Below are 26593 nucleotides of genomic sequence, written 5' to 3' on the forward strand. Positions count from 1 at the left end.
ATTCCGACATGGCAAATCGCACTGACGAGTCGAACGAGCTGTCTCCCGCCAAGCGCATGCTGGTGGCGCTGGAGAAGATGCAGTCGCGGCTGAATGCCGTGGAGGGCGCCGCGAAGGAGCCCATCGCCATCGTGGGCATGGCGTGCCGCTTCCCGAAGGCGGACGACGTGGAGGCGTACTGGCGTCTGCTCGAAGGGGGCGTGGACGCCGTGCGGGAGATTCCGCTCGACCGTTGGCCTCGGGAGGACGTCTCCGGCCTCACGGAAGGCGCGATGCGCTGGGGCGGCTACCTGGACGCGGTCGACGGCTTCGACCCGGGCTTCTTCGGCATCTCCCCCCGCGAGGCCGTGCGGATGGACCCCCAGCAGCGCCTGCTGCTGGAGGTGGCGTGGGAGGCGCTCGAGGACGCGGGCCTGGACGTCGATAAGCTGTCGGGCAGCCGCAGCGGCGTCTTCATCGGCGCCTGCAATGACGACTACCACTGCATGCAGGTGGAGCAGCCGGAGACAGGTGATGCGTTCAGCGCCACGGGCGTTGCCGCCAGTGTCCTCTCCGGCCGCCTGTCCTATCTCTTCAATTTCCAGGGCCCGAGCCTGGTGGTGGACACGGCGTGCTCATCCTCGCTCGTGTCGCTCCACCTGGCTTGCCAGAGCCTGCGGGCGCGCGAGTGCAACATGGCGCTCGCTGGTGGCGTGAACCTGATTCTCTCGCCGCAGTCCGTGCAGCTCGTGGCCAAGCTCCAGGCACTCGCACCGGACGGCCGGAGCAAGGCGTTCGATGCCTCCGCCAACGGCTTCACCCGTGGCGAGGGCTGCGGCATCGTCGTGCTGAAGCGGCTGTCGGATGCGCTCGCGGACGGCGACCACATCCTGGCGACGATTCGCGGCTCGGCCATCAACCAGGATGGCAAGTCGACAGGGCTCACCACGCCCAACGTGCTCTCGCAGCAGGCCCTCATCCGCCAGGCGTTGGACAGCGCGGGGCTGAAGCCGGAGCAGGTGAGCTATGTGGAGGCGCATGGCACCGGGACGCCCATCGGTGACCCCATCGAGGTGGAGGCGCTGCGCGAGACGTACGGTGCGCCTCGCGCGGATGGTGGCGTGTGTGGCATCGGTTCGGTGAAGACGAACCTGGGACACCTGGAGTCCGCGGCGGGCGTGGCGGGCATCATGAAGGTCGTCCTCGCGATGCGTCACCAGCGCATCCCGGCGCATTTGCATCTCAAGCAGGTGAACCCGCGCATCCAGATGGAGGGCAGCGCGCTCACCATCCCCACGCGGCTCACCCTCTGGGAGACGGCCGCCGGACAGCCCCGCCGCGCGGGCGTCAGCTCGTTCGGCATCAGCGGCACCAACGCCCACGTCATCCTCGAAGAGGCGCCCGCTCCGGCGGCGAAGGAGGCGCTGCCACAGCGGCCGGAGCTGTTGCCCCTGTCCGCGCGCAGCCGTGAAGCCCTCCAGTCCCTCGCTGAGCGTCATGCGGAGCGCCTGGGCCGCGGTGGGGCGGCGAGCCTCTCTGACGTCTGCTACACGGCGTCGTCCCACCGCACGCATCACACCCACCGGCTCACGGTGCTGGCGGACGCCCCCGAGCGCACGGTGGAGCGGCTCCGGGCCTTCGCGCGAGGCGAGCTGCCCGAGGGCACCTGGACGGGGCGCAAGGCGTTCGGCGCTCGCCGGAAGGTCGTCTTCGTCTACCCGGGGCAGGGCGCGCAGCGGGCAGGCATGGGCCGGGCACTGATGGAGCAGGAGCCGGTGTTCCGGGACGCGCTCGTCCAGGTGGACCTGGCGCTGCGGCCCCATCTGGGCTGGAGCGTGCTCGACGAAATCGCCGCGGACGAGCAGCGCTCGCGCCTGGCGGAGATCGACATCAACCAGCCGGTCCTCTTCGCCGTCGAGGTAGCGCTGACAGCCCTGTGGCGCTCGTGGGGCATCGAGCCCGACGCGGTGATGGGGCACAGCATGGGCGAGGTCGTCGCCGCGCACGTCGCTGGCGCGCTGAGCCTGGAGGATGCCTGCCTCATCATCTGCCACCGCAGTAAGCTGATGCGGAGCCTGGGCGGCCGAGGCGCGACCATGGCGCTGGTCGAGCTGTCGGTGGAGGAGGCAGAGGAGGCCATCCGTCCCTGGAGCGGCAAGCTCTGGCTGGGCGGACTGAATGCCCCCCGGTCGCAGGTGCTGTCGGGGGCGCCGGAAGCGCTCCAGGAGGCAGTCGCGGCGCTGGGGCAGCGCGGTGTCTTCACCCGCTGGGTGAAGATGGACGTGCCTTCGCATACGCCGTTGGTGGAGGTCATCAGCCGCGAACTGGAGGGCCGCGTGGCGCGCATCTCCCCGCGTGCCGCGCAGGTGCCCGTCTGCTCCACTGTGACGGGTGAGTTCCTGGATGGTACGAAGCTGGACGCCGCCCACTGGGGCAACAATCTCCGCCTCCCGGTGCGCTTCGAGGCGGCGACACGGCGGCTCCTGGCGAGCGAGCACTCCGTGTTCATCGAGGTGAGTCCGCACCCCGTGCTGCTCCCGGCCGTCGAGCAGACCCTGGGCGCCGCGGACGCGGAGGGCGTGGTGCTGGCGTCCCTTCGCCGTGGAGAGGACGAACGGCACACGATGCTGTCCTCGCTCGGCGCCCTCTACGCGACGGGCCACCGCGTTGCGTGGAACCGGCTGTACCCGAGCAAGGGCCAGCTCGTGCCGCTGCCCACGTATCCCTGGCAGCGCGAGCGCTTCTGGATGGAGTCCGTGTCTCGTGCAGCGCGGACGTCGAGGTCCACCTCGGGGCATCCGCTCATCGGTGAGCGCATCGACCTGTCCGCGCAGGGGGATGTCTCCCGGCTGTGGCAGGTGCAACTGGGCCCGAAGCACTTCCCGCTGCTGTCGGAGCATCGCGTCCAGGGTGTGCCCGCCTTGCCCGCGGCGGCCATGGCCGACATGGCGCTGAGCGCGGCCAGACAGACGCTGGGGGCGCCCGTATCCCTGGAGGAGGTGAGCTTCAGCGCGCTCATGGCGTTCCCGGAGGACGAGGAACGGGTGCTCCAGTTGTGGCTCTCCACGGAGCGTTCAGGTCCGCACGCGTTCCGGCTCTTCAGCGCGCCCGTGCTTCGGGAGACGCCGTCGGATGAGTTGAACTGGACGCTCCACGCGGAAGGCACCCTTCGCCAGGGCGACTCGGCCATCGCGGAGCCCGCTGGACTGGAGGCGTTGCGTGCGCGGCTGAGTACCCCGGTGTCGGTGGATGCGCACTACCAGGGCCTTCGCGACATCGGCCTGGACTATGGCCCCAGCTACCGCGTTATCACGGAGCTCTACCGCGCGGAGGGTGAGGCGCTGGGCCGCGTGCAGCTCGCGGGCGAGCGGACGGCAGAGGACGCCCGGTACAGCCTGCACCCCGCGTTGCTCGACGGTTGCTTCCAGGTCCTGGCGGCGGCGTTGGGAGGCGTGGACGGCGAAGGCGGCGTGTATGTCCCTTCGTCCTTCTCCCGGCTGCGCGCCCTGGCTCCGGCGGAGGCCGCGCTCTGGAGTCACGTCCGCATCGTCAATGGGGCCGCTTCGGGGGCGAGCGCCATCGAGTGCGACGTCACCCTCCTGGATGACCAGGGACGGGTGGTGGCGGAGGTGCAGCGGCTGGTCTGCAAGAAGGTCTCCGCGGGCAGCCAGCCCGTCGATGACGTGGACCGCTGGACGTACTCCGTCCAGTGGCAGCCGCAGCCTCGCGTGGCTCGGGAGGATGCCGTGGCTGGGCGGGGTGCGGGCCGGTGGCTCGTCTTCGCGGATGCGCGTGGCGTCGGACAGTCCTTGGCCCGGCAGCTCGCGGAGCACGCCGAGGTCAGCGTCGTGGTGGAGGCGGGGGCTGCCTACGCGCGGCTCTCCGAAGACCACTATCGCGTCAACCCGTCGCGCCTGGAGGACTTCCAGGCGCTCCTCCGAGACGCCTTCAGCGAGCAGTCGCCGTGCAAGGGCATGGTGCACCTGTACGGGCTCGACGTGGCGTCCAGCGTGGCGGAGCCAGAGACCTTCGAGCAGGCCGTGACGCTGAGCGGGACCAGCGTCGTGTCCCTGCTCCAGGCGTGGGCCCAGCGGGGCTGGCGCGACGCACCGCGCCTGTGGCTGGTGACGTCGGGTCTGCACGTCCTCGCCCGGGATTCGGCGCCGGGTGCTCCGGCGGCTGCTCCTCTCGCGGGCCTCGCGTCAGTCATCACCCATGAGCACCCGGAGCTTCGCTGCGCTCATGTGGACCTGAGCGCGCAGCCGTCCCCCGAGGAAGTCACGTCGCTGGCCGCGGAACTCCTCGCGGACAGCGCGGAGGACCGGATTGCGCTGCGCGGCGGTCAGCGCCACGTCGCCCGGTTGGGTCGGGGTGTCGCTGGTGGGAAGGCGGCGGAGCCCCGTGAACTCTCGGCGGAGGGGACGTACCTCATCACCGGCGGCCTGGGCGGGCTCGGGCTGGAAGTGGCGAAGTGGCTCATTCAACGGGGCGCCCGGCACCTGGCGCTCACCGGCCGGAGCGCGCCTACCGACGAGGCGAACCGGACGCTGGGCGAACTCCGGACGAGCGGCGCCGATGTGCGCGTCTACGCGGCGGACGTCACCCGCGCCGACGACGTGACGCGCCTGCTGGCTTCGATGGATGCGGAGCTGCCGCCGCTGCGCGGCATCGTCCACGCGGCGGGTGTCATCGCCGACGGTGTGCTCGCGCAGCTCGACGCGGAGCGGTTCCGCACGGTGCTGGCGCCGAAGGTCCAGGGCGCGTGGAATCTGCATGCCCAGACGCTGGGCCGTCCGTTGGACTTCTTCGTGATGTTCTCTTCCGCCGCGTCGATGCTCGGCTCGCCGGGACAGGGCAACTACGCGGCGGCCAACGCCTTCATGGATGTGCTCGCGCACCACCGGCGTGCGGCGGGACTCCCAGCGTTGAGCGTCAACTGGGGCCCTTGGGCCGACGTGGGCCTGGCCGCGGTGGCGACGAACCGGGGCGACCGCCTGGCCTTGCGCGGCGTGGGCAACATGCCGCCAGCGCAAGCCCTGGATGCGTTGGGGCGCCTGCTGGCGAAGGAGGCCGCGCAGGTGGCCGTGGTGCCGCTCGACCTGCGGCAGTGGCGCGAGTTCTACCTGAGCGCGGCGCAGTCGCCCTTCCTCTCCGCGCTGATGCAGGAGCGGGTGAGCACGCCGGCTTCGCGCAAGGGGACCGCGCGGGAGATGCTCGCGGCGGCGGAGCCTTCCCAGCGGCGGGGATTGCTGGAGGGCTACCTGCGTGAGCAACTGGGACGCATCCTCCGCATGGAGCCGGCGCGCATCGACCCCGAGCAGCCGTTTGGCGACCTCGGAATGGACAGCCTGACCGGACTGGAGCTGCGCAACCGGCTCGAGTCCGGGCTGAAGCTCACGCTGTCCGCGACGCTGGCCTATGCCTATCCCACGGTGCAGACGCTGACGGCGCACCTGTTCGGCAAGCTGGAGCCCGTCCTCGACGTCGAGTCGCGCGTCACGGTGCGTCCGGTGGTGAAGGAGGCGCAGGTTGTTCCGGCGGTGGGGACGACGGCGCAGGGCCCCGAACTGCTCGCCATCGTCGGCATGGGCTGCCGTTTCCCGGGCGGCGCGAATGACCCGGAGGCGTACTGGCGGCTGCTGAGCGAAGGCGTGGACGCAGTCCGCGAGGTGCCCGCTGACCGCTGGAAGAGCAGCACGGACGCGGCGGAGCACAAGGGCACGCGCTGGGGTGGCTTCCTGGACCGGGTGGATGGCTTCGACCCGGAGTTCTTCGGGATTGCGCCACGTGAGGCCGTGGCAATGGACCCGCAGCAGCGCTTGCTGCTCGAGGTCGCGTGGGAGGCGCTGGAAGACGCGGGCCTGCCGAAGGCGCGCTTGTCGGGCACTCGGACGGGCGTCTTCGTCGGCGTCTGCGGCAATGACTACGCGATGCTCCAGGCGGAGCGCGACGTGGAGGGCGACGTCTACTCCGTCATCGGCTGCTCCAACAGCGTGATTGCCGGGCGGCTCTCGTACCTGCTGGACCTGCGGGGGCCGGCCATGTCGGTGGACACGGCTTGTTCGTCCTCGCTGGTGGCCTTGCACCTGGCCGGCCAGAGTCTGCGCAATCGCGAGTGCGACGCGGCGCTCGTGGGCGGCGTCAACCTGCTCCTGTCGCAGCGGCCCAGTTCCTGGCTCTCCAAGCTGACGGCGCTGTCTCCGGATGGGCGCTGCCGGACCTTCGACTCGCGGGCGAATGGCTTCGTCCGGGGTGAGGGCTGCGGCGTCGTGGTGCTGAAGCGGCTCTCCGATGCGCTCGCCAGCGGAGACAACGTTCTGGGCGTGATTCGCGCATCGGCGGTGAACCAGGATGGTGGCTCCACCGGCCTGACGACGCCCAACGTCCTGTCGCAGCAGGCCCTGATTCGCGAGGCACTGGCAGCGGCCCAGGTGTCGCCCAAGGACATTGGCTACATCGAAGCCCACGGCACCGGCACGCCGCTCGGCGACCCGATAGAGGTGGAGGCCCTTCGGGAGACGTATGGCCACCGGCGCGAGGATGCCTCGCGCTGCTTCCTCGGCTCCGCGAAGACGAACATCGGTCATCTGGAGGCAGCGGCCGGCATGGCGGGCCTCATCAAGGTGCTGCTCGCGCTCCGGCACGAGGCCATTCCGAAGCACCTGCACTTCAAGGCGCTCAACCCTCGCATCTCCATCGAGGACACGCCCTTCGCCATCCCGATGCAGCAACAGTCGTGGCCTGTCTCCCAGCGGCGCCGTTACGCGGCGGTGAGTTCCTTCGGCATCAGCGGGACGAACGCGCACGTGATTGTCGAAGAGGCCCCCGCGTCTTCGCCCGCGCCCGAGGCCACCCAGACCGCCGCGCGGCTGCTCACGCTGTCCGCGAGGAGCGAGGGCGCGCTGCGAGCCCTGGTTCGCTCGTACCACACACTCCTGGTTCAACCTGGGGACGCGGCGCCTCGGCTCGAAGACCTGGCCTACACCGCTGCGCTGCGGCGCAACCCCCACGAACACCGGCTCGCGGTGGCCGGTTGTACGGCGGCGGAGTGGGGCGAGCAGCTCCTGGCGTTCCTCGAAGGCGGGGCACCGCCGTATCTGACGACGGGCGTCGCGGAGGGGCGCCGGGAACAGGTCGTCTTCGTCTTCGGAGGCCAGGGCTCCCAGTGGCAGGGCATGGGGCGTGACCTCTTCGCGAGCAACGGAGACTTCGCCGCCGCGTTGCGTGACGTGGACGCGGCGCTGGCCCCGCACACCCGGAACTCCATCATCGACGCGCTGATGGCGGACGGGCCCGAGTCCCGTCTGGAGGAGACGGAGGTGGCCCAGCCCGCCATCTTCGCCATCCAGGTCGCGCTCGCGGCCGCATGGCGTGCACTGGGCGTCGTCCCGTCCGCGGTCGTGGGGCACAGCGTGGGCGAGGTGGCCGCGGCACATGTGGCTGGAGCGCTGAGCCTGCCCGAGGCCGCTCGGCTGGTGGCGCACCGCAGCCGCATCATGCAGAAGGCGACGGGGCAGGGCCGCATGGCCTCCGTCGAACTGTCGCCCGACGAGGCTCAGCACGAGCTGGTGCCCTACGTGGGCCGGCTGTCGGTGGGTGCCATCAACGACGCCCGGAGCGTCGTCTTGTCGGGTGAACCGGCGGCGCTCGGAGCGGTGCTCGAAACACTGCGTGCCCGAGGTGTCGCCACGAGGGACCTGGGCGTCAACTACGCCTTCCACAGCTATCAGATGGCACCGCTTCAGGCCGAGCTGACCCAGGTCCTGGGCCACATCGAAACGCGGCCGACGTCCGTCCCGATGTTCTCCACGGTGAGTGGCGAGGCCATCGACGGCACGGCACTCGACGCGGCGTACTGGGCGCGCAACGTAGGAGTGCCCGTGCGGTTCTCAGCGGCCGTGGAAGCGCTACTGGCGCAAGGGCACCGGCTCTTCGTCGAGCTGGGGCCTCAGCCCGCGCTAGGCCGGTACGTGGAGCAGGCGCTGCGACGCCGTGAGCTGGAAGGCGCGGCGGTGCCGTCACTGCGCAAGGGGCGGGCTGGCCAGACGGTGATGCTGGGCGCGCTGGGCGGGCTCCACGTGAAGGGCTACCCCGTGGAGTGGAGTCGGATCTTCCCGGAGGGAGGCCGTCTCGCGTCGCTGCCGCTCTACCCGTGGCAGCGCTCGCGGTACTGGATTGACGATGCCCCCGTGAAGACGCTGACCCGGGCCTCCGTGGCCCGGAGCGCGGACACGTCGAATGTCCAAAGTCCGGGTGGCTGGGTCTACGACATCACCTGGCACGCGCGTGAGCGGGGGGCGCCTTCGCCGCGTGCGCCCAGGGGCGAGGGAACCTGGATCGTCTTCGGGAACCGTGAGGGCGTTGGTGCCGCGCTGGCGGCCCATCTGGACGCCCTGGGCGAACCGTGCTGGCTGGTCGTCCCCGGAGAGGTCGCGGCCGTCGGAGGCCAGAAGGTGCGGTCCATCCACCCGGACAACGCGGAGCACTACGCGCAATTGCTCCAGGACGTGGGCCCGGTGAAGGCCGTGGTGCACCTGTGGGGCGCGGATACCGTGTCCGGCGCGGAGCCCACGCTCGCGGAGGTGGAGTCCGCGCAGAAACGAGGCGTCCACGCGGCGTTGCGCCTGGTGCAGGCGCTGGTGAAGTCACCGTCCGCGAGCGGCGCCCGGTTGTGGTTGTGCACGCGGGGGACCCAGCCGGTGGGCAACGTCACGAGCGGCTCGCCCGTACAGGCGCCGCTGTGGGGCCTGGGCCGTGTCCTGGCGCTGGAGCACCCGGAGGTCTGGGGCGGCTTGCTGGACCTGGACCCCGCCGTGCCGCAGGGCGAGGTGGAAGCGCTGTGGCGCGAGCTGTCCGGAGCGGATGGCGAGGACCAGGCGGCGCTCCGCGATGGCACCCGTCACGTGGCTCGGCTGGTTCCCTCGGCGCCTGTCGTTGGCGATGCCCGCCTCACGCTTCACGCGGATGCGACGTACCTCGTCACGGGTGGCCTGGGCGGATTGGGACTCCACGTGGCACGCTGGCTCGTCTCTCAGGGCGCGCGGCACCTTGTGCTGCTGGGCCGGAAGGGACTGCCGAGCCGCGACGCGTGGGCCGCCATTCCCCGCGACAATGATGTGGGCCGGCAGGTCTCCGCCATCGAAGCCATGGAAGCGGAGGGCGCCGTTGTCCACGCCCTCAGCGCGGATGTGGCGGATGTGGCGCGCATGTCGGAGGTCATCGACGCCGTCCAGCGGGGACCGGCTCCGCTGAAGGGCGTCATTCACGCCGCGGGAGTCTCCACGCAGGTATCGCTGGAGGCCATGGACGCGGCATTGCTCGCTGCCATCCTGCGCCCGAAGGTGGCGGGTGGCTGGGTGTTGCACCAGCTCACGCAGGGGCTGGACCTGGACTTCACCGTCTACTTCTCGTCGGGCTCGGCCGTGTGGGGCTCGGCGCAGATGGGGCATTACGCCGCGGGTAACCAGTTCCTCGATGCGCTGGCGCACCACCGCCGCGCGCGGGGCCAGCATGCGCTGAGCATCAACTGGGGGCCGTGGGCGGCCGAAGGCATGGTCGCTGAGGAAGGACTGCGCTGGTTCGAGCGCATCGGCGTGCGCGGCGTCACCGTGGAGGGCGGGCTCCAGTTGCTCGGAGCGCTGCTCGCCATGGACGTGACGCAGCGGAGCGTGGCGCAGATTGACTGGAGCCGCTTCAAGTCCGTGTACGAATCGCGGGCGCCCCGGCCGCTCCTGGAGGTGCTCGGTGCTCCCTCCATGCCCACGCCGGTGGCACCGGTGGACGGCAGCGAGACGCTGGCGCAGTTGCGCAACGCCACGCCCGCGCGGCGCAAGGAGTTGGTGACGTCGTGGGTGCGTGAGGAGGTGTCCCGGGTGCTGGGCTTCGCCTCCAGCGCGGCGGTGAAGCTGGAGCAGGGCTTCTTCGACACGGGTATGGACTCCATCACCGCCGTGGAGCTTCGTCGGCGACTGGTGGCGCGTTTCGGTGTCCAGGTCCCGTCCACCATCGCCTTCGACCGTCCGACCGTCCTGGCCCTCTCCACGTATCTGCTCAAGGACGTGCTCCGGCTGGATGTGGAGGCGAAGGAGGAGACAAGCCGCGTCGTCAGCAACGCGACGGAGCCCATTGCCATCATCGGCATGGGTTGCCGTGTCCCACAGGCCTCGGGTCCGGACGCCTTCTGGAAGCTGCTGGAGGGCGGCGTGGATGCCATCCGCGAGGTCCCCGCCTCGCGCTGGAAGGTAGACGACTACTACGACGCGCGGCCGGGCGTCCCTGGCAAGACGTACACGCGCTGGGGCGGCTTCCTGGACGACGCCGACCAGTTCGATGCCCAGTTCTTCGGGATTGCGCCTCGCGAGGCCTCGAACATGGACCCACAGCAGCGTCTGCTGCTGGAGGTCGCCTGGGAGTCGTTGGAGCACGCGGGGCTCGCGCCCGCGCGGCTGGCCAACACCAAGACGGGGGTGTTCGTCGGCATCGGCAGCAACGAGTACGCGATGCTCAACGGCGTGGGGAGCGCGTCGGCGGCGGGTGACGCCTATATCGCCACCGGCAACGACGCGAGCTTCGCCGCGGGTCGGCTGGCCTACTTGCTCCGCTTCCAGGGGCCGGCGATGAGCCTCAACACGGCGTGCTCGTCGTCACTGGTGGCGGTGCACCTCGCCTGCCAGGCCCTGCGTGGTGGCGAGGCGAACCTGGCGTTGGCGGGCGGCGTCAACATGACGCTCGCGCCGCACTCCACCATCTACCTGGCGCAACTCCGGGCCCTGTCTGCGGACGGCCGGTGCAAGACGTTCGACGAATCCGCCGACGGCTACGTGCGCAGCGAAGGCTGCGGCATGGTCGTCCTCAAGCGCCTGTCGGATGCACAGCGGGATGGCGATGACATCCTCGCCGTCATCCGTGGCTCGGCCGTCAATCACGATGGTCCGAGCAGCGCGCTCACCGTGCCGAACGGGGATGCCCAGCAGCAGGTCCTCCGCGCCGCCCTGGCCAACGCGAACGTCGCCCCCTCGGACGTGGACTACATCGAGGCGCACGGCACGGGCACGTCGCTCGGCGACCCCATCGAGGTCCGCGCCGTGGCCAACGTGCTCGGCGAGGGGCGCACGCCCGAGCAGCGGCTGCTGATGGGCTCGGTGAAGACCAGCATTGGCCACCTGGAGGCCGCGGCGGGCATCGCCGGGCTCATCAAGGTCGTCCTGGCGCACCGGCACGGCGTGATTCCGCCGCACCTGCACCTCAAGAAGCTCAACTCGCACATCGAGCTGAACGGCTTCCCGCTGGACATCCCGACGCAAGTCACCGCCTGGCCGGAGCGGGCGCGTCCACGAATCGCCGGCATCAGCGCCTTCGGCTTGAGCGGCACCAACGCGCACATCGTCGTGGAGGAGGCGCCTCGGCCGGAGCCCGCCAAGGCGCAGGCCGAGCGCGGCGCGCAGGTGCTCGCGCTGTCGGCGAAGACGAAGGGGGCGCTCGCGCAGCTCGCGGTCCGAGTCGGGGAGCACATCGCTCAGCGGCCGGAGCTGTCGCTCGCGGATGTCGCCCACGCGGCGAACACGCAGCGCACGTCGTTCTCTCACCGCATGGCGCTCGTGGTGGAGACGGCGGAGCAGGCCCGGGAGCGGCTGCAGGCTTTCGCCCGAGGGGAGGAAGTCCCCCGGCTGGCCCAGCACCGATTCGAGGGGGAGGAGCCCAAGGTCGTCTTCGTCTTCACGGGACAGGGCGCGCAGTACGCGGGCATGGGCCGTGAGTTGTACGAAACGGAGCCTGTCTTCCGCGCGGCCCTGGACCGGTGCAATGCCCTGCTCGAGGGTGAGTGGAGCGACTCACTCCTCTCCGTGATGCACGGGGCGGACGCGCGCATCGACGACACCGGGTACACGCAGCCGGCGCTCTTCGCGCTGGAGTACGCCTTGGCGGAGCTGTGGCGCTCCTGGGGCGTCGAGCCCTGGGCGGTGTTGGGGCACAGCGTGGGTGAGTACGTGGCCGCGTGTGTGGCAGGGGTGCTGGAACTCGAGGACGCGCTCCGGCTCATCACCAGGCGCGCGCGGCTCATGCAAGAGCTGCCTCGCAATGGGGAGATGGTGTCCATCACGGCGAGCGAGGCGGTCGTCGCGCAAGCGCTGACTCCGTACGCGGACCGGGTGTCGATTGCCGCGGTCAACGGGCCCGCGGACACCGTCATCGCGGGTGAACGTGAGGCAGTGGAGGCCCTCTCCTCCGCGTTCCAGACGCAGGGCCTCAAGGTCCGGCGGCTCACCGTGTCCCACGCGTTCCACTCGCCGCTGATGGAGCCGATGCTGGATGCGTTCGAGATGGCGGCGGGACACCTCACCTTCCGGGCGCCGCGCATCCACCTGGCGTCCAACGTCACGGGGCAGGTGCTCGAGGAGGGCACGGTGCTCGACGCCGGGTACTTCCGCCGCCACGTCCGAGAGGCCGTGCGTTTCCACGACGGACTCAAGGCGCTGCGGGCATTGGGGGGAACCGTCTTCGTCGAGGTCGGCCCGCATCCGACGCTCATGGGCATGGCGCTCAAGGGCCTTGGGGACGACGCGGGCAGCTGGCTGCCGTCGCTGCGCAAGGGACAGCCCGAGCAGGCGCAGATTCTCTCCAGCCTGGCCGCGCTCTACACCCAGGGCGTGGATGTGGATTGGAGCGCGCTGAATGGCGAGCGCCACCGCGCCCGTGTCGCGCTGCCCGTCTATCCGTGGCAGCACCAGCGGCACTGGCTGGATGCCCTCAAGACGCCCCGCACGGCCTCTACGCATACCACCGCGCAGGCGCTCGTCGGTCAGCGGGTGCGCTCGCCCTTGAGCAAGTCGCTGGTCTTCGAGGGACGCTACAGCGCGCAGTCGCTGCCGTTCCTGGAGGACCACCGGCTCTACGGCACCATCGTCGTGCCCGGCTCGTGCCACATCGCGCGCATCATCGCGACGGCGGCGCAGTCGTTCGGAGCGGGGCCGTACACCATCGAGAAGTGCGTCTTCTCGCAGCCCATCGTGCTCGCGGACGACGAGGAACAGCTCGTCCAGCTCGTGCTCGCGCCCAAGGGACAGGGCCGGTACGACTTCGAGCTCTACAGCCTCTCCGCCACCGCCGACGAGGAGACCGAGGGATGGCTGCTGAATGGCACGGGAACGCTGGTGGTGGGAGACGGCCCCGCCCGTCCCGAGCCCCTCTCGCGGAAGGACATCGAGGCCCGCTGCGCGCGTCAGCTCGACGGAGGGCTCTACGAGCGCAACTGGGACATCGGCTTCAACCTGGGGCACGCGTTCCGCTGGATTGAGCGCATCCACAGTGGGGGCCGTGAGGCGCTGTGTCAGATGCGCCTGCCCACGGACCTGGATGACCGGAGCCTGTACGTCCATCCGGGACTGGTCGACTCGTTCCTGCAGGCGATGGGAACGGACCTCATCCGCGAGGACGCGATGCTGAGCACCGTCTACGTCCCCATTTCCGTGGAGCGCTTCCGATTCCACGCGCAGCCGACCGGACCCGTCTGGGCCTACGCCGTGCGACGGGACGCGGAGGAAGCGGTGGGCGAGGTCATCACCGGCGACGTCCTGGTGGTCGACGCGGATGGTCAGGTGCTCATCGAGATTGAGGGGCTGAAGCACAAGCGAGCGCCGCGAGAGGCACTGATGGCGGTGCTGCGCCACGGCCAGCGGGACTCCCTCTACGAACTGGGCTGGAAGCCGCAGCCCGTGCCCGAGGCTTCGCCCGAAGCCGGCTGCTGGATTGTGTTCGCTGACACCTCGGGCACCGCGGAGGCGCTCGCGGAGCGCATCCTGAAGCAAGGCGGCCGTCCGGTGCTGGTCCATCCGGGAGCGGCGTTCGTCCGTCATGGTGAAGGGCGCTTCACGCTGGATGCCCAGCGGCCCGAGGACTACGCGCGGCTGCTCCAGGAGGCGGTGCTGCCCGGCGAGTCCCTGGGCGGCATCGTCCACCTCTGGGCGCTGCGTGGGCCCGGTGGCGAGGATGTGGGTGCCCTGCGAGAGGCGCACCAACTGGGAGCGGGCAGCGCGCTGTCCCTGGCCCAGGCGCTGGCGAACTCCGCCTTCACCGCGCGCATCTGGTGGGTGACACGGGGCGCTCGCGCGCTCGACACGCGTCCTACGCCGCTGGCGATGGAGCAGGTCCCTCTTTGGGGCCTGGGCGCCGTCTTCTCGCAGGAGCACCCCGAGCTCGCTGGCGCGCTCATCGACCTGGAGCCCTCCTCTGTGCCGGGTGACGCGGCCGCCGCCATCTGGCGCGAACTGGGCGCCACCGACGGTGAGCGGCAGGTGGTGATTCGCGAAGGGCAACGGCACGTGGCCCGCCTTCGCGCCTCGCGGGACGTGGCGCGGACGGAGTTGCCGCGCCTGAACCCCGAAGCGAGCTATCTGCTCACGGGCGGGCTTGGCGGCTTGGGCCTCGCGCTGGCCGGCTGGATGGTGGAGCAGGGCGCCAGGAACCTGGTGCTCATCGGACGCGGCGCCCCCAGGCCGGAAGCGCAAGAGGCCATCCGCGCGCTGGAGACGGCGGGCGCGAGGGTGCTTGTGCTCCAGGCGGACGCGTCGAAGCAGGAGGACGTCCGTCGCACCTTGGATGAAGCGGAGAAGCTGGCGCCTCTGCGCGGCGTGGTCCACGCGGCGGGCGTGCTGGATGACGGCGTCCTCCTGCAACAGGACTGGAAGCGGTTCACCCGGGTGCTCGCGCCCAAGGTAGACGGGGCGTGGCACCTGCACACGCTGACGCAGGGCAAGCCGCTCGACTTCTTCGTCCTGTACTCGTCGGCGTCGTCCCTGCTGGGCGCGCCGGGGCAGGGAAGCTACGCGGCGGCCAATGCCTTCCTGGACGCGCTGGCGCATCACCGGCGTGCCCTGGGACTTCCGGCGCTGAGCATCAACTGGGGACCCTGGGCCGAGGTGGGCATGGCCGCGGAGCTCGCGTCCCGCTACCAGGCGCAAGGTGTGGAGGCCTTCACCCCGGCCGAGGCGCTGGAGGCCTTCGGCAAGGCCTTCAGCCGTGCGCAGCCGCAACTCACCCTGTTGCAGGTGCAGTGGTCGCGCTACCTGGCGCAGTTCCCCCGGGGGGCGGCGCCCACGCTGCTCGCCGACGTGGCAGGGCAGGTGCGTGCCGAGCCCGAGGCGGACGGCCCGTCGGCCTCGGAGTTGCGGCGCCGGCTCGACACCGCGGAACCCCGCCAGCGCATGGCGCTGCTGTTGGAGCACGTCCTGGACGCGGCGGTGAGGGTGCTCGGCCTGGATGCATCCACGCCGCTGGAGCCACGGCAGCGGCTGTTCGAAGTGGGCATGGATTCGTTGATGGCGCTGGAGCTGCGCAACCGGCTGCAGAAGACGGTCGGTGCGTCGCTGCCTTCGACGCTCGTCTTCGACTACCCGACGGCGGAGGCCATCGCGGCCTACCTGCTGGGCGAAGTCTTCGGCCAGGAGCCGCAGCCGGCCGCGGAAGGACAGGGAGCGGCTCAGGACACGGCGCTTCTCGATCGAATCATGGAGCTGTCGCCGGATGAGCTTGCCGCCTCGCTCGAAGCGAAGCTCGCCGCACTGATGGAAGAAGGAACATGAGCAACTCGCCAAAGTCAGCTGAACCCTCCGCGTTGCAGCGCGCCGCGTTGCTCGTGGAGAAGATGCAAGCCCGCCTCGATGCGGTGGAACGCGCCCGGACCGAGCCCATCGCCGTCATCGGCATGGGTTGCCGTTTCCCCGGTGGTGCCGTCGATGGACCGTCGTACTGGCGGATCCTTCGAGACGGCGTGGATGCGCTGCGCGAGGTGCCCGAGTCCCGCTGGGACGTGCAGGGCTACTTCGACGCGACGCGCGGGATGCCGGGGAAGATGTACGGCACCCGCGGTGGCTTCCTCGATGACGTGGAGCACTTCGACGCCGAGTTCTTCGGCATCGCGCCGCGCGAAGCGGCGAGCCTGGACCCACAGCAGCGCATCGCCCTGGAAGTGGCGTGGGAGGCCCTGGAGAACGCGGGCGTGGCGCCCGGTCAGCTCATGGGCAGCAAGACGGGCGTCTTCATGGGCGTGATGTCCAGCGACTACATGGCACGCCTGCTCAAGGAAGACGACGCGACCCGCTTCGACGGGTACATGGCGACGGGCAACGGCTACAGCTTCGTCCCGGGGCGCATCTCCTACGTGCTGGGCCTGCAGGGGCCGTGCATGCCGATCGACACGGCGTGCTCGTCATCACTGGTGTCGCTCCACCTGGCCTGCGAGAGCCTCCGGCGCGGCGAGTCCAATCTCGCGCTCGCGGGCGGCGTCAATCTCATCCTGTCCCCTGAGACGACGATTTGCCTTTGCAGCATGCAGGCGCTCGCGAGCGACGGCCGCTGCAAGACCTTCGACGCGGCGGCCGACGGGTACGTGCGCGGGGAGGGGTGCGGCATCCTCGTGCTCAAGCGACTGTCGGACGCGCAGCGCGATGGCGACGACATCCTCGCGTTGATTCGTGGCTCCGCCGTCAATCATGACGGGGCCAGCGGCGGACTGACGGTGCCCAACGGACCGTCGCAGCAAGCTGTCGTGTCGAAGGCGCTGGAGAACGCGCGCGTGCCGCCGGCCCTCGTGGGCTACATCGAAGCCCATGGCACGGGCACGCCGCTGGGCGACCCCATAGAACTCCGGGCGCTGGGAGCCGTGCTGGGCAAGGGACGTCCGGAGGACCGGCCCTTCTTCATCGGCTCGGTGAAGACGAACATCGGCCACCTGGAGCCGGCGGCCGGAATCGCCGGCGTCATCAAGACGATTCTGTCGCTCCAGCACCGGGAGATACCGCCGCACCTGCACTTCCACACGCCCAATCCCCACGTGGAATGGGACCGCATCCCCGCGCGTGTCCCCGTCGAGCGAATCCCCTGGCCGGCCCACGAGGGGCGGCGCATCGCGGGGGTGAGCTCCTTCGGACTGAGTGGCATCAACGCGCACGTGGTGCTGGAGGAAGCCCCCGCACCCGCGGCCACGCCCGCCGCTTCCGAGGTCGATACCGCGCAGCTCGTCGTCCTGTCCGCCAAGACGGCGCCAGCGCTGGCCGACCTGGCCCGGACGTGGAGCACGTTCCTGAAGCGCGAGGACGTGGGAACGCTCGCGGACCTCAGCTACACGGCGGCCCTGTGCCGTACGCACCATGACCACCGGCTCGCGCTCGCGGCGAAGTCTCCCCAGGAGCTGGTCGCGCAGCTCGACGCGTTCGCCGCCGGAGAGAGTCACCCCGGTCTGTCCGTGGGGCGCCGGAGCAACAGCCAGAAGGTGGTCTTCGTGTTCCCCGGCCAGGGCTCGCAGTGGCTCGGCATGGGACGGCAACTGTACGCCCAGGACACGACCTCCCGTGAGGCCATCGACCGGTGCCACGATGCACTGGGCCGCTACACGGACTGGTCGCTGCGCGAGCTGTTGACGAACCCCGGTCAGCAACCGCGTTGGAATGACATCGACGTCATCCAACCGACGCTGTTCGCCTTGCAGGTGTCGCTCGCGGCGGTGTGGCGTTCACTGGGCCTGGAGCCGCACGCGGTGGTGGGGCACAGCATGGGCGAGGTCGCCGCGGCCCACGTCGCGGGGGCGCTGTCGCTGGACGACGCCGCGCGCATCATCTGCGAGCGCAGCAAGCTGCTCCGGCGGGTCAGCGGCCAGGGCGCCATGGCGGTGGTGGACCTCTCACGCGAACAGGCCGAGGCGGAGATTCGGGGCGCGGAGGACCGGATTGCCATCGCCGTCAGCAACGGCCCGAAGGCCACGGTGCTCTCGGGAGACCCGGCGGCGCTGAAGGAGGTGTTGGAGCGCCTGGAGAAGCGCGAGGTCTTCTGTCGTTGGGTGAAGGTGGACGTGGCGTCCCACAGCCCCCAGATGGACCCGCTCCGGCAGGACTTGCTGGAGCGGATGGCTGGCATCCGTCCGACGGGAAGCACGGTGCCGCTCTACTCGACGGTGACGGGCGCCCCCATCGACGGCCGGGAGTTGAGCGCCGCGTATTGGGTGCGCAACCTGCGGCAGCCCGTGCTGTTCGCGGACGCGGTGCAGCGTCTCATCCAGGACGGGAACGTCCTGTTCATCGAGCTGAGCCCGCATCCCATCCTGGTGCCCTTCGTGGACGCGATGCTGCGGGAAGGCGACGCCTCCGGCCGTGGCCTGGTCGTCCCGAGCCTCCTCCGGGAACAGGAGGAGTGGCCGTCACTGCTCGCGTCACTGGGCGCGCTGGCCACCCGAGTGGACCGCGTGGACTGGCTCCGGCTGCATCCGGACAAGCGGCGGCGAGTCGCACTGCCGGCGTATCCCTGGCAGCGGGAACGGCACTGGCTGGAGCTGAGGCCCACGCGTGCAGCGGGAGGCCGCTTCGTGCGAGCAGGGGCGGGTGCCCATCCGCTCCTGGGTGTTTCCTTCACGACCTCCGTGCAGCAGGAGACCCGCTTCTGGGAATCCACACTGAGCGCGAGCGAGCCCCCGTTCCTCGCGGACCATCGCGTGGCGGGCTCGGTGGTGGTGCCGGGCGCGGCCTATCTGGAGATGGCGCTGTCCGCGGCGCATGCGATGTCGGGAGGCACCGCGCACGAGCTGGTCGACACCTCCTTCAAGGAGGGGCTGCTCCTGCCCGAGGGCCAGGAGCGCACCGTCCAACTGGCGCTGCACGGCGAGCAGGGCCGCACCCTCACGTTTCAGCTGTCGAGCCAGAAGGCGGAAGCAGCGGGGTGGATGACGCACGTCGTGGGCAGGCTCCGCCTCTTGGACGCAGGGCAGGCGGGGCAGGCGTCCGAATCGTTGGAGGCCATCCGCGAGCGTTGCCCCGACGTCCTGACCCAGGCGGCGCATTACGAGACGCTGGCACGCAACGGCGTGGCCTACGGGCCCGCGTTCCAGGGCGTGCAGCAGGTCTGGCGAGGGCGAGGGGAGGCGCTCGGCCACCTCCGCCTGCCGGAGTCATTGGCCGCTCGGGCCTCGGCGTATCGAATCCATCCCGCGTTGCTCGACGCCTGCTTCCAGTTGGTGTCCGCCGCGGTGCCTCCGGAGGACATGCCACAGGACGTGGGGCCCGCCGTCCCGGTGGCGCTCGAGAACCTGCGGCTTCACGCACCGCCCCCGACGGAGGGCTTCTGCCACGTCCGGATGCGGACACTTGAGGGCACGCGCCGGGGCGTCTACGAGTTCGACCTCGTGCTGCGCGATGCGTCCGGCACGCTGCTGCTGGAGGCGCTGGGGCTGCGGGTTCAGCAACTGGATGCTCCCGTGGCGGATGCGGAGGGCCGGGACCTCTACTTCGCCCAGACGTGGCGCCATGCCCCCTCCGTCGATCAGCTCCCCGCACAGGGCGCCGAGGCGGGCGGAAGTTGGTTGCTCATCACGGATGGCAGCGAGCTGGCGGACACGGTGGAGTCACAGCTCCGCGCGCGCCAGGGCGAAGTCACCCGTATCGACCTGGGTGGCTCCAAGCCGGGCCGCCGTACCGTGGACGTGTCGTCGCCGATGGCCTTCGATGAGGTGCTGGCGGAGACGTTCGGCAAGGGAGCCGCTGCGCGCGGCGTGATTCACCTGACGGGCCTGGAATCGGGCGACGTGGACCCGTTGATGAGCTGTGGCGGCGTGCTGCACCTCGTGCAGGGGCTCTCCCGGTTGGGCCTGTCGAGTCCGCCACGTCTGTGGATGGTCACGAAGGGGGTCCACCATGGTTCGGACAGCCGCTCCGCTTCGGACGTCGTGCAGGCGCCGTTGTGGGGCCTGGGGCGCACGCTCGCGCAGGAGCACGCCGAGCTGAAGTGCACACGGGTGGACGTGTCCGCGGTCATGCGCACCGAGGACGCCACCGGCGCGCTGGTGCGTGAGTTGCTCGTGGCGGACGCGGAGGAGGAAATCTCCCTCCGGCCTGATGGGCGACATGTCGGCCGCATCGTTCGTGGCACACCCGGCAGGGCCTCCCATGAGGCCATGGTCCCCGCCGAGGGCCAGTCCTTCCGGGTCGAGCGTGATGCTCAGGGGCGCCAGGAGTACCGGTCCGCGGCCCGCCGTCCGCCGGGGCCTGGAGAGGTCGAACTCGAAGTCGAAGTGGCGGCGCGTCCGGGGCTCGGCGGGGCGTCGAGCCCGGAGCGCTGGGACGAAGCAGGTGTCACCGCATGCAGTGGGCGCATCGTGGCTGTGGGAGAGGGCGTGAAGGACGTCACCGTGGGCGAGGAGCGCATCGCGCTCGTGACGTCGGGCCTCGGGTCACACCTGTGCGTGCCCGTTGGGCACACCGCGCCGCGTCCGCCCTCGTCGTCGCATGAAGAGGCCGCGGCGCTGGCAGCGACGGTGCTGCCTGTCTGGTACGGCCTGTTCCACCTGGGACGCTTGGAGAAGCGAGACCGTGTATGGGTCCTCGGGGCTTCGAGCGGACTCGGGCGAACGGCCATCCAACTGGCACGGCGCATGGGGGCGGAGGTCTTCGCCGAAGCCACGACGGATGACCAGCGGGCCTCCCTGCTGGAGCTCGGCGCCGCCCACGTCGTGGACCCCACGGACGCCTCATTCGCCACGGGACTGCTGGATGCGACGGGAGGCCGAGGGCTGGACCTGGCCGTCATCGCGCCGGGCGCTGTCGGCCTCAATCCGAGCCTCGCCGTGCTGGCGGAGGGGGCTCGCGTCATCGACCTGCGAGGGACGTCCGAAGCGCCCTCGGCCGGGGATGCGAACGTCGCGTGGTGCGTGGTCGACGTGCACACCTTCGCGCGCCGCAAGCCCGACCGGTTCGCCCGGCTGTGGCGCGAGGTGAAGGACGCCTCCGAGGCCGGGGGCCTGCCCTCCACCGTGAAGGAGGTGAGCACGCTCACCCTGAATCATCCCGGGGCACGCGTGGTGGTGCCGGCCACGGCGGCTCGGCGACTCCGCGCGGATGGGACGTACCTGGTGACGGGTGGCCTGGGAGGACTGGGCTTCGCGGTGGCGAAGTGGATGGTGGAGCAGGGCGCACGGCACCTCGTCCTCCTTGGGCGTGACGCCTCGTTGACACCAGCGCAACAGGCGGACGTGGCCACGCTCGAAGCGGAGGGGGCGCGCGTGCGGGTGATGGCGGCGGATGTGTCCGACCGGCCTCAGTTGGCCTGGGTCCTCGCGGAGATCGCCGAGGGTGGAGCACCGCTGCGAGGCGTCATCCACGCGGCGGGTGTGCTGGACGACGGCGTCCTGTCGCAGCAGACGGTGGAGCGCTTCCGCCGGGTGATGGCGCCCAAGGTCCTCGGGGGCTGGAACCTGCATGTCCTGACGCGCGACCTGCCGCTCGACTTCTTCGTGCTGTACTCGTCGGCGGCCTCCCTGTTCGGCGCACCCGGGCAGGGAAACTACGTGGCGGCCAATGCCTTCCTCGACGCGCTGGCCCATCACCGCCGGGTGCTGGGGCTGCCGGGCCTGAGCATCAACTGGGGACCCTTCTCCGAGGTCGGTCTGGCCGCCGCGCAGTCCAACCGGGGAGAGCGCCTGGCTCAGCGGGGCTCCGACAGTCTGACGCCCGCGGAAGGCAACGTCATCCTGGGCCGGCTGTTGGATGGCGACGTGACGCAGATGGCGGTCATGCCGCTCGACCTCCGCAAGTGGGTGGAGTTCTATCCGCGAGCGAAGTCCTCGCATTGGCTGTCGGAGCTCGTCCCGGCCAGCGCGGGGGAGGGCGCGCAGGCCGCCCGGGATGTGGCGCTGCTCGAAGCCCTGCGGACGGCGACACCTCGGGACGCGCGGGTGGCGCTGGAGAAGTTCGTTCGCGAGCAGCTGGGCCGGGTGCTCCGGCTCGACTCCGCGCGCATCGACGCCGAAGCGCCGCTCCAAGGCTTCGGACTCGACTCGCTGATGGGGCTCGAGCTGCGCAACCGGTTGGCGTCGGGACTGGGGCTGTCGCTCCCGGCGTCACTGATTTGGAAGCACCCGACGCTGGATGCGCTCTGTGCGCATCTCCAGAGTGAAGTCATGGACCGCGCCCTGGCCGAGACTCTCGCAATCCAGGCAGAGGCGGCCGCAACCAACGACAACGAGGTCTTCGTCCTATGAGTGTACGGGAGCTGTTGGGCACCCTCGCGGCCAGGGGCGTTCGCCTGCGTGTCGACGGTGACAAGCTGGTGGTGGAGGCGGGCAAGGCCGTCCTCACGCCGGAGCTGCGGACCGAGCTGGCGGCGAACAAGGCTGACATCCTCGCGTTCCTGCGCAAGCACACCGCGCACGACGAGGTGGGCAGCGGCCCTGAGCGGCCCGTCACGAGGCCCCAGGTCATCCCGCTGTCCAGCGGGCAGGAGCGGCTCTGGTTCCTGGACCGGCTGTCACCGGGCACCGCGCAGTACAACGTCCACCTGGGGCTGCGGGTACACGGCGCGCTGGACACGGTGGCGCTGCGCCGGAGCCTGGACGAGCTGGTCCGCCGGCACGAGGTCCTCCGGACGGCCTTCCCGGAGGTGGACGGAAGTCCAAGGCAGGTCATCGCGCCGCCCGACGTGGGCGCGACGCTGAGCGTCGTGGAGGTGCGGGGGCTGACGGAGGCGCAGCGCGACGAGGAGGTCCAACGGCGCTCGGAGGCGCTGGCCCAGCAGCCTTTCGACCTGGCCCAGGGCCCCCTGTTCCGCGTGACGCTGGTGTCCCTGGACGCCGACGACTCCGCGCTCTTCGTGACGAAGCACCACATCATCACGGATGGCTGGTCGCTCGGCGTCTTCGTCCGGGAGCTGTCGGCGCTCTACGCGTCTTTCGTACGGGGACAGGCCGCGGCCTTGCCACCCGTGTCCATGCAGTTCGCCGAGTCGGCCCTGCGTGAGCAGGCCTGGCTGGCGGGGGCCGCTGGCGGCCGGGAGCGGGCCTTCTGGAAGGAGAAGCTCCAGGGACTGCCGCCACTTCAGCTCCCCGTGGACCGTGGTGTCTCCAGCGCCACCAGCCACCGGGGTGCGACCGTGCCCGTGGCCTTCTCGCCCGGGTTGAGCGAGGCGCTGCGCGAGCTCGGCCAGCGTGAAGGGTGCAGCCTCTTCATGGTGCTCTACGCCGCGTTCGCCGCGCTCCTGCACCGCTACTCGGGACAGCTCGACTTCGGCGTGGGGACGGTGACCGCGAATCGGGGGAGCGTGCCGCCGGACCTCATCGGCTTCATCGCCAACACGCTCGTGCTCCGGAGTGACGTGTCCGGAGACCCGACCTTTTCGCAGTGGCTGGCCCGGGCGCGCAAGACGGTGCTCGACGCCCAGGACCACCAGGCGCTGCCCTTCAGCGAAGTGGTGAAGGCGGTCGGCGCATCGCGTGAGGGCGGGCTCAACCCGCTGGTGCGTGCCTGCTTCACGCTGGAGAACATCCCCGCGCCCACGCTGGACCTGCCCGGGACGCGCTGGTCATTCCTGGGCGGTGCACCTGACGGCAGCGTGGAAGGCGTCGCCAAGTTCGAGCTGTCCCTCATCCTGGCCTCTGGCGAACAGGGCCTGGCTGGCATGCTCGAATACTCGCGCGAGCTCTTCGACGCCACGACGGCGGAGCGGATGGTGGGCCACCTCCAGGTGTTGTTGGAGGCCGTCGTCGCGAAACCAGAGACGCCCCTGTCAAAGCTGCCCGTGCTGTCGACGGAAGAGCGGACGCGGCTGCTCACGGCCTGGAACGGCCCGGTGCTCGGCGTCCCGGCGCTGTGCATGCACGAGCTCATCCAGGCCCAGGTGGAGCGGACGCCGAACGCCGTGGCCGTGGTGAGCGGAACGCGGACGCTGACCTACGCCGAGCTCAACCGCCGGGCGAACCAACTGGCCCATCACCTGCGGCGGCTGGGCGTGCGGCCCGAGGCGCGCGTGGGGCTCTGCGTCGAGCGGACGGAGGACCTCGTCATCGGCCTGTTGGCCATCCTCAAGGCCGGCGGCGCCTACGTGCCACTGGACCCCGCCTACCCGAAGGAGCGGCTGGCGCTCATCCTCGAGGACGCGCAGGTGCCTGTGCTGCTCACGCAGCAACGGCTGCTCCCGGGGCTTCCCGCCACCGAGGCACGCGTGGTGTGTCTGGACGCGGATGCCGCCGCCCTCGGCGCCGAGCCGGAGGTGAACCCCGGGCGTGTCACGACGCCCGATTCGCTCGCGTATCTCATCTACACCTCGGGCTCCACCGGCAAGCCCAAGGGCGTGATGATTGACCACCGGAACGCCGTGGCCTTCTTGCAGTGGGCCCAGAGTGTCTTCTCGCCGGAGTCGTTGGCGGGGACGCTGGCGTCGACGTCCATCTGCTTCGACCTGTCCGTCTTCGAAATCTTCACGCCCCTGTGCTGTGGGGCGAAGGTCATCGTCGCGAAGAATGCGCTGGAGCTGCCCGAACTGCCCGCGGCGAAGGAGGTGACGCTCGTCAACACCGTGCCCTCGGCGATGGGCGCGCTGCTGCGAGGGGGCGGGGTGCCGGCGTCGGTCACCATCGTCAACCTGGCGGGCGAGGCGCTGGCGGGAGCGCTGGTTGACTCCATCTACGCCCTGGGCCACGTGAGAGATGTCTTCAACCTCTACGGCCCGAGCGAGACGACGACCTATTCCACGTTCACCCGTGTGAACCGGGGCGAGACGCCGACCATCGGCCGGCCCGTTGGAAATACCCAGGTCTACGTGCTGGATGCGAACCGGGAGCCCATGCCCGTGGGGGTGCCGGGCGAGGTCTACATCGGCGGGCATGGTGTCGCGCGGGGCTACCTGGGCCGGACGGAGCTGACGGCGGAGCGGTTCGTCACGTCTCCCTTCGCCGGGGACGCGGGCGCGCACTTGTACCGGACAGGAGACCTGGCGAGGTGGCTGCCGGACGGGCAACTCGAATACCTGGGCCGGATGGACCACCAGGTGAAGCTCCGCGGCTTCCGCATCGAGCTGGGTGAGATTGGCGCGGCGCTGCAGGAGCACCCAGGCATCCGCGACGCGGTCGTCGTCGTGCGAGAAGGCCCGGGCGCTGACAAGCAGTTGGTGGCGTATGTGGTGGGCCGCGACGGGAAGGCCCCCGAGCCGGGTGCGCTGCGCGACCACCTCAAGTCCCGGCTGCCCGAGTACATGGTGCCCTTCGTGTTCGTGGGCCTGGAGGCCTTGCCGCTCACGCCGAACGGGAAGGTGGACCGCGCCGCGCTCCCCGCGCCGGACCGTGTGGGCTCCGGGACGGCGAAGGCCCACGTCGCGCCGAGAACGCCTGGGGAAGCCACGCTGGCGGACATCTGGCGCCAGGTGCTTGGGGTGGAGCAGGTGGGCGTGCACGACCACTTCTTCGAGCTCGGAGGCCACTCGCTGCTGCTCTACCGGGTGCTCGTCCTCGCGCGGGCCGCGTCGGGCGCGGACATCCCGCTGAGGGCCCTGTTGCAGTCGCCGACGCTGGAGGAGATGGCGCGCACCATCGAGGCCGCGAAGACGGGCTCGCTGCCGGTCCACGACGTGGTGGCGGAGCTGGAGGCGGACGCCGTGCTGGAGGCAGGGCTGCTGCCGGGAACGGCGCTTCCGTCCACCTCCGGGCCCGCGCGCGCCGTGCTGCTGACGGGCGCCACGGGCTTCCTCGGCGCATTCCTGCTCGAGGAGCTCTGCCGGAAGACGCAGGCGCGCATCCATTGCCTGGTCCGCTCCAAGTCGGAGCAGGAGGGGATGCAGCGGATTCGCAAGAACCTGGAGAGCTACTCGCTGTGGCGCGACGACCTGGCGTCGCGAATCGTCCCTGTCCGAGGGGACATCGGCCAGCCCCTGCTGGGCCTGTCGGAAGCGGAGTTCCAGCGGCTGTCGGAGGAGGTGGACGCCGTCTACCACAACGGTGCGCTCGTCAATTTCATCTACCCCTACGAGTCGATGCGCGCGGCGAACGTGCTGGGTACGCGGGAGATTCTTCGCCTGTGCGTGCGCACGCGCATCAAGCCGCTGCACTATGTCTCCACGGTGTCGGTGCTGCCCGTGGGGCGCCAGCTTCCCTTCCGCGAGGATGAGCCGCTGGAAGCGGCTGCGAGCCTGGTGGGCGGTTATGCCCAGAGCAAGTGGGTGGCGGAGAAGCTCGTGCGTGAGGCCTCGCAGCGAGGACTCCCTGTGACGATTCACCGGCCGGGGCGGGTGACGGGGCACAGCAGGACGGGTGCGTGGAACACGGACGACCTGGTGTGCAGGACCCTCAAGGGCTGCGTCCAACTGGGGAGTGCGCCCAGCGTGGACGCGCTGCTGGACGTGACGCCGGTGGACTACGTGAGCAGCGCCATCGTGGACCTGTCCCTGCGTCCCGAGTCCCTTGGTCAGACCTTCCACCTGGTCAACCCGCAGTTCGTGCGAGCGGACGAGATGTGGAGCCACATGCGAGCCTTTGGCTACGGGCTGCGCGTGCTCCCCTATGACGAGTGGCTCGCGGAGCTCGGCCTCGCGGCGCCGTCCGACCGTGAGCTGGGAGACCTGCTCCTGTTCCTCCAGCAGGTGCCGCCCGAGGACCGGAGCGTGGGTGGGCCGCGGATGGTGGTCTGCGACAGCGGGCACACGCTGAAGGCGCTGGGAGGAACAGGGACGTCGTGTCCGACCGTGGATGCCACGTTGATTTCGACGTATCTCTCCTCGCTGGTGCAGCGTGGCTTCCTGGCTGCTCCCGCTGGGTGGTAGGCTTGCATGAAATGGCCATCCGCGTGAGAGGAGAGATCTCACGCGGATGGTCTGT

General features: G+C 70.4%; 3 protein-coding genes. All 3 read left to right on the forward strand.

What is annotated here, in order from left to right; genetic code table 11:
• The first annotated feature begins 8 nt into the window (after positions 1-8).
• From FMQ63_RS04795 to FMQ63_RS04805, 3 genes are read left to right on the forward strand one after another with little or no spacing between them, the layout of a single operon-like run.
• Positions 9-15557 (forward strand): type I polyketide synthase, encoded by a 15549-nt coding sequence (locus tag FMQ63_RS04795; protein WP_011554522.1) that lies wholly within the window; start codon positions 9-11, stop codon positions 15555-15557.
• Entirely contained in the window at positions 15554-21994 is a 6441-nt protein-coding gene (locus FMQ63_RS04800; protein WP_011554521.1) for a type I polyketide synthase, read from the forward strand. The genes FMQ63_RS04795 and FMQ63_RS04800 overlap by 4 nt, the downstream gene beginning before the upstream one ends.
• Positions 21991-26538 carry a non-ribosomal peptide synthetase gene (locus tag FMQ63_RS04805; RefSeq protein ID WP_011554520.1) on the forward strand — a complete coding sequence of 1516 codons (4548 nt, stop codon included), beginning with the start codon at positions 21991-21993 and terminating at the stop codon, positions 26536-26538. The genes FMQ63_RS04800 and FMQ63_RS04805 overlap by 4 nt, the downstream gene beginning before the upstream one ends.
• The last annotated feature ends 55 nt before the right edge of the window (positions 26539-26593 follow it).

Source organism: Myxococcus sp. CA005, assembly GCF_006518205.1.
GTDB classification, from domain to species: Bacteria; Myxococcota; Myxococcia; order Myxococcales; family Myxococcaceae; genus Myxococcus; species Myxococcus xanthus.

Coding starts and splice junctions, on each gene's coding strand:
- FMQ63_RS04795 (WP_011554522.1), top strand. CDS start 9: ATGGCAAATCGCACTGACGAGTCGAACGAGCTGTCTCCCGCCAAGCGC.
- FMQ63_RS04800 (WP_011554521.1), top strand. CDS start 15,554: ATGAGCAACTCGCCAAAGTCAGCTGAACCCTCCGCGTTGCAGCGCGCC.
- FMQ63_RS04805 (WP_011554520.1), top strand. CDS start 21,991: ATGAGTGTACGGGAGCTGTTGGGCACCCTCGCGGCCAGGGGCGTTCGC.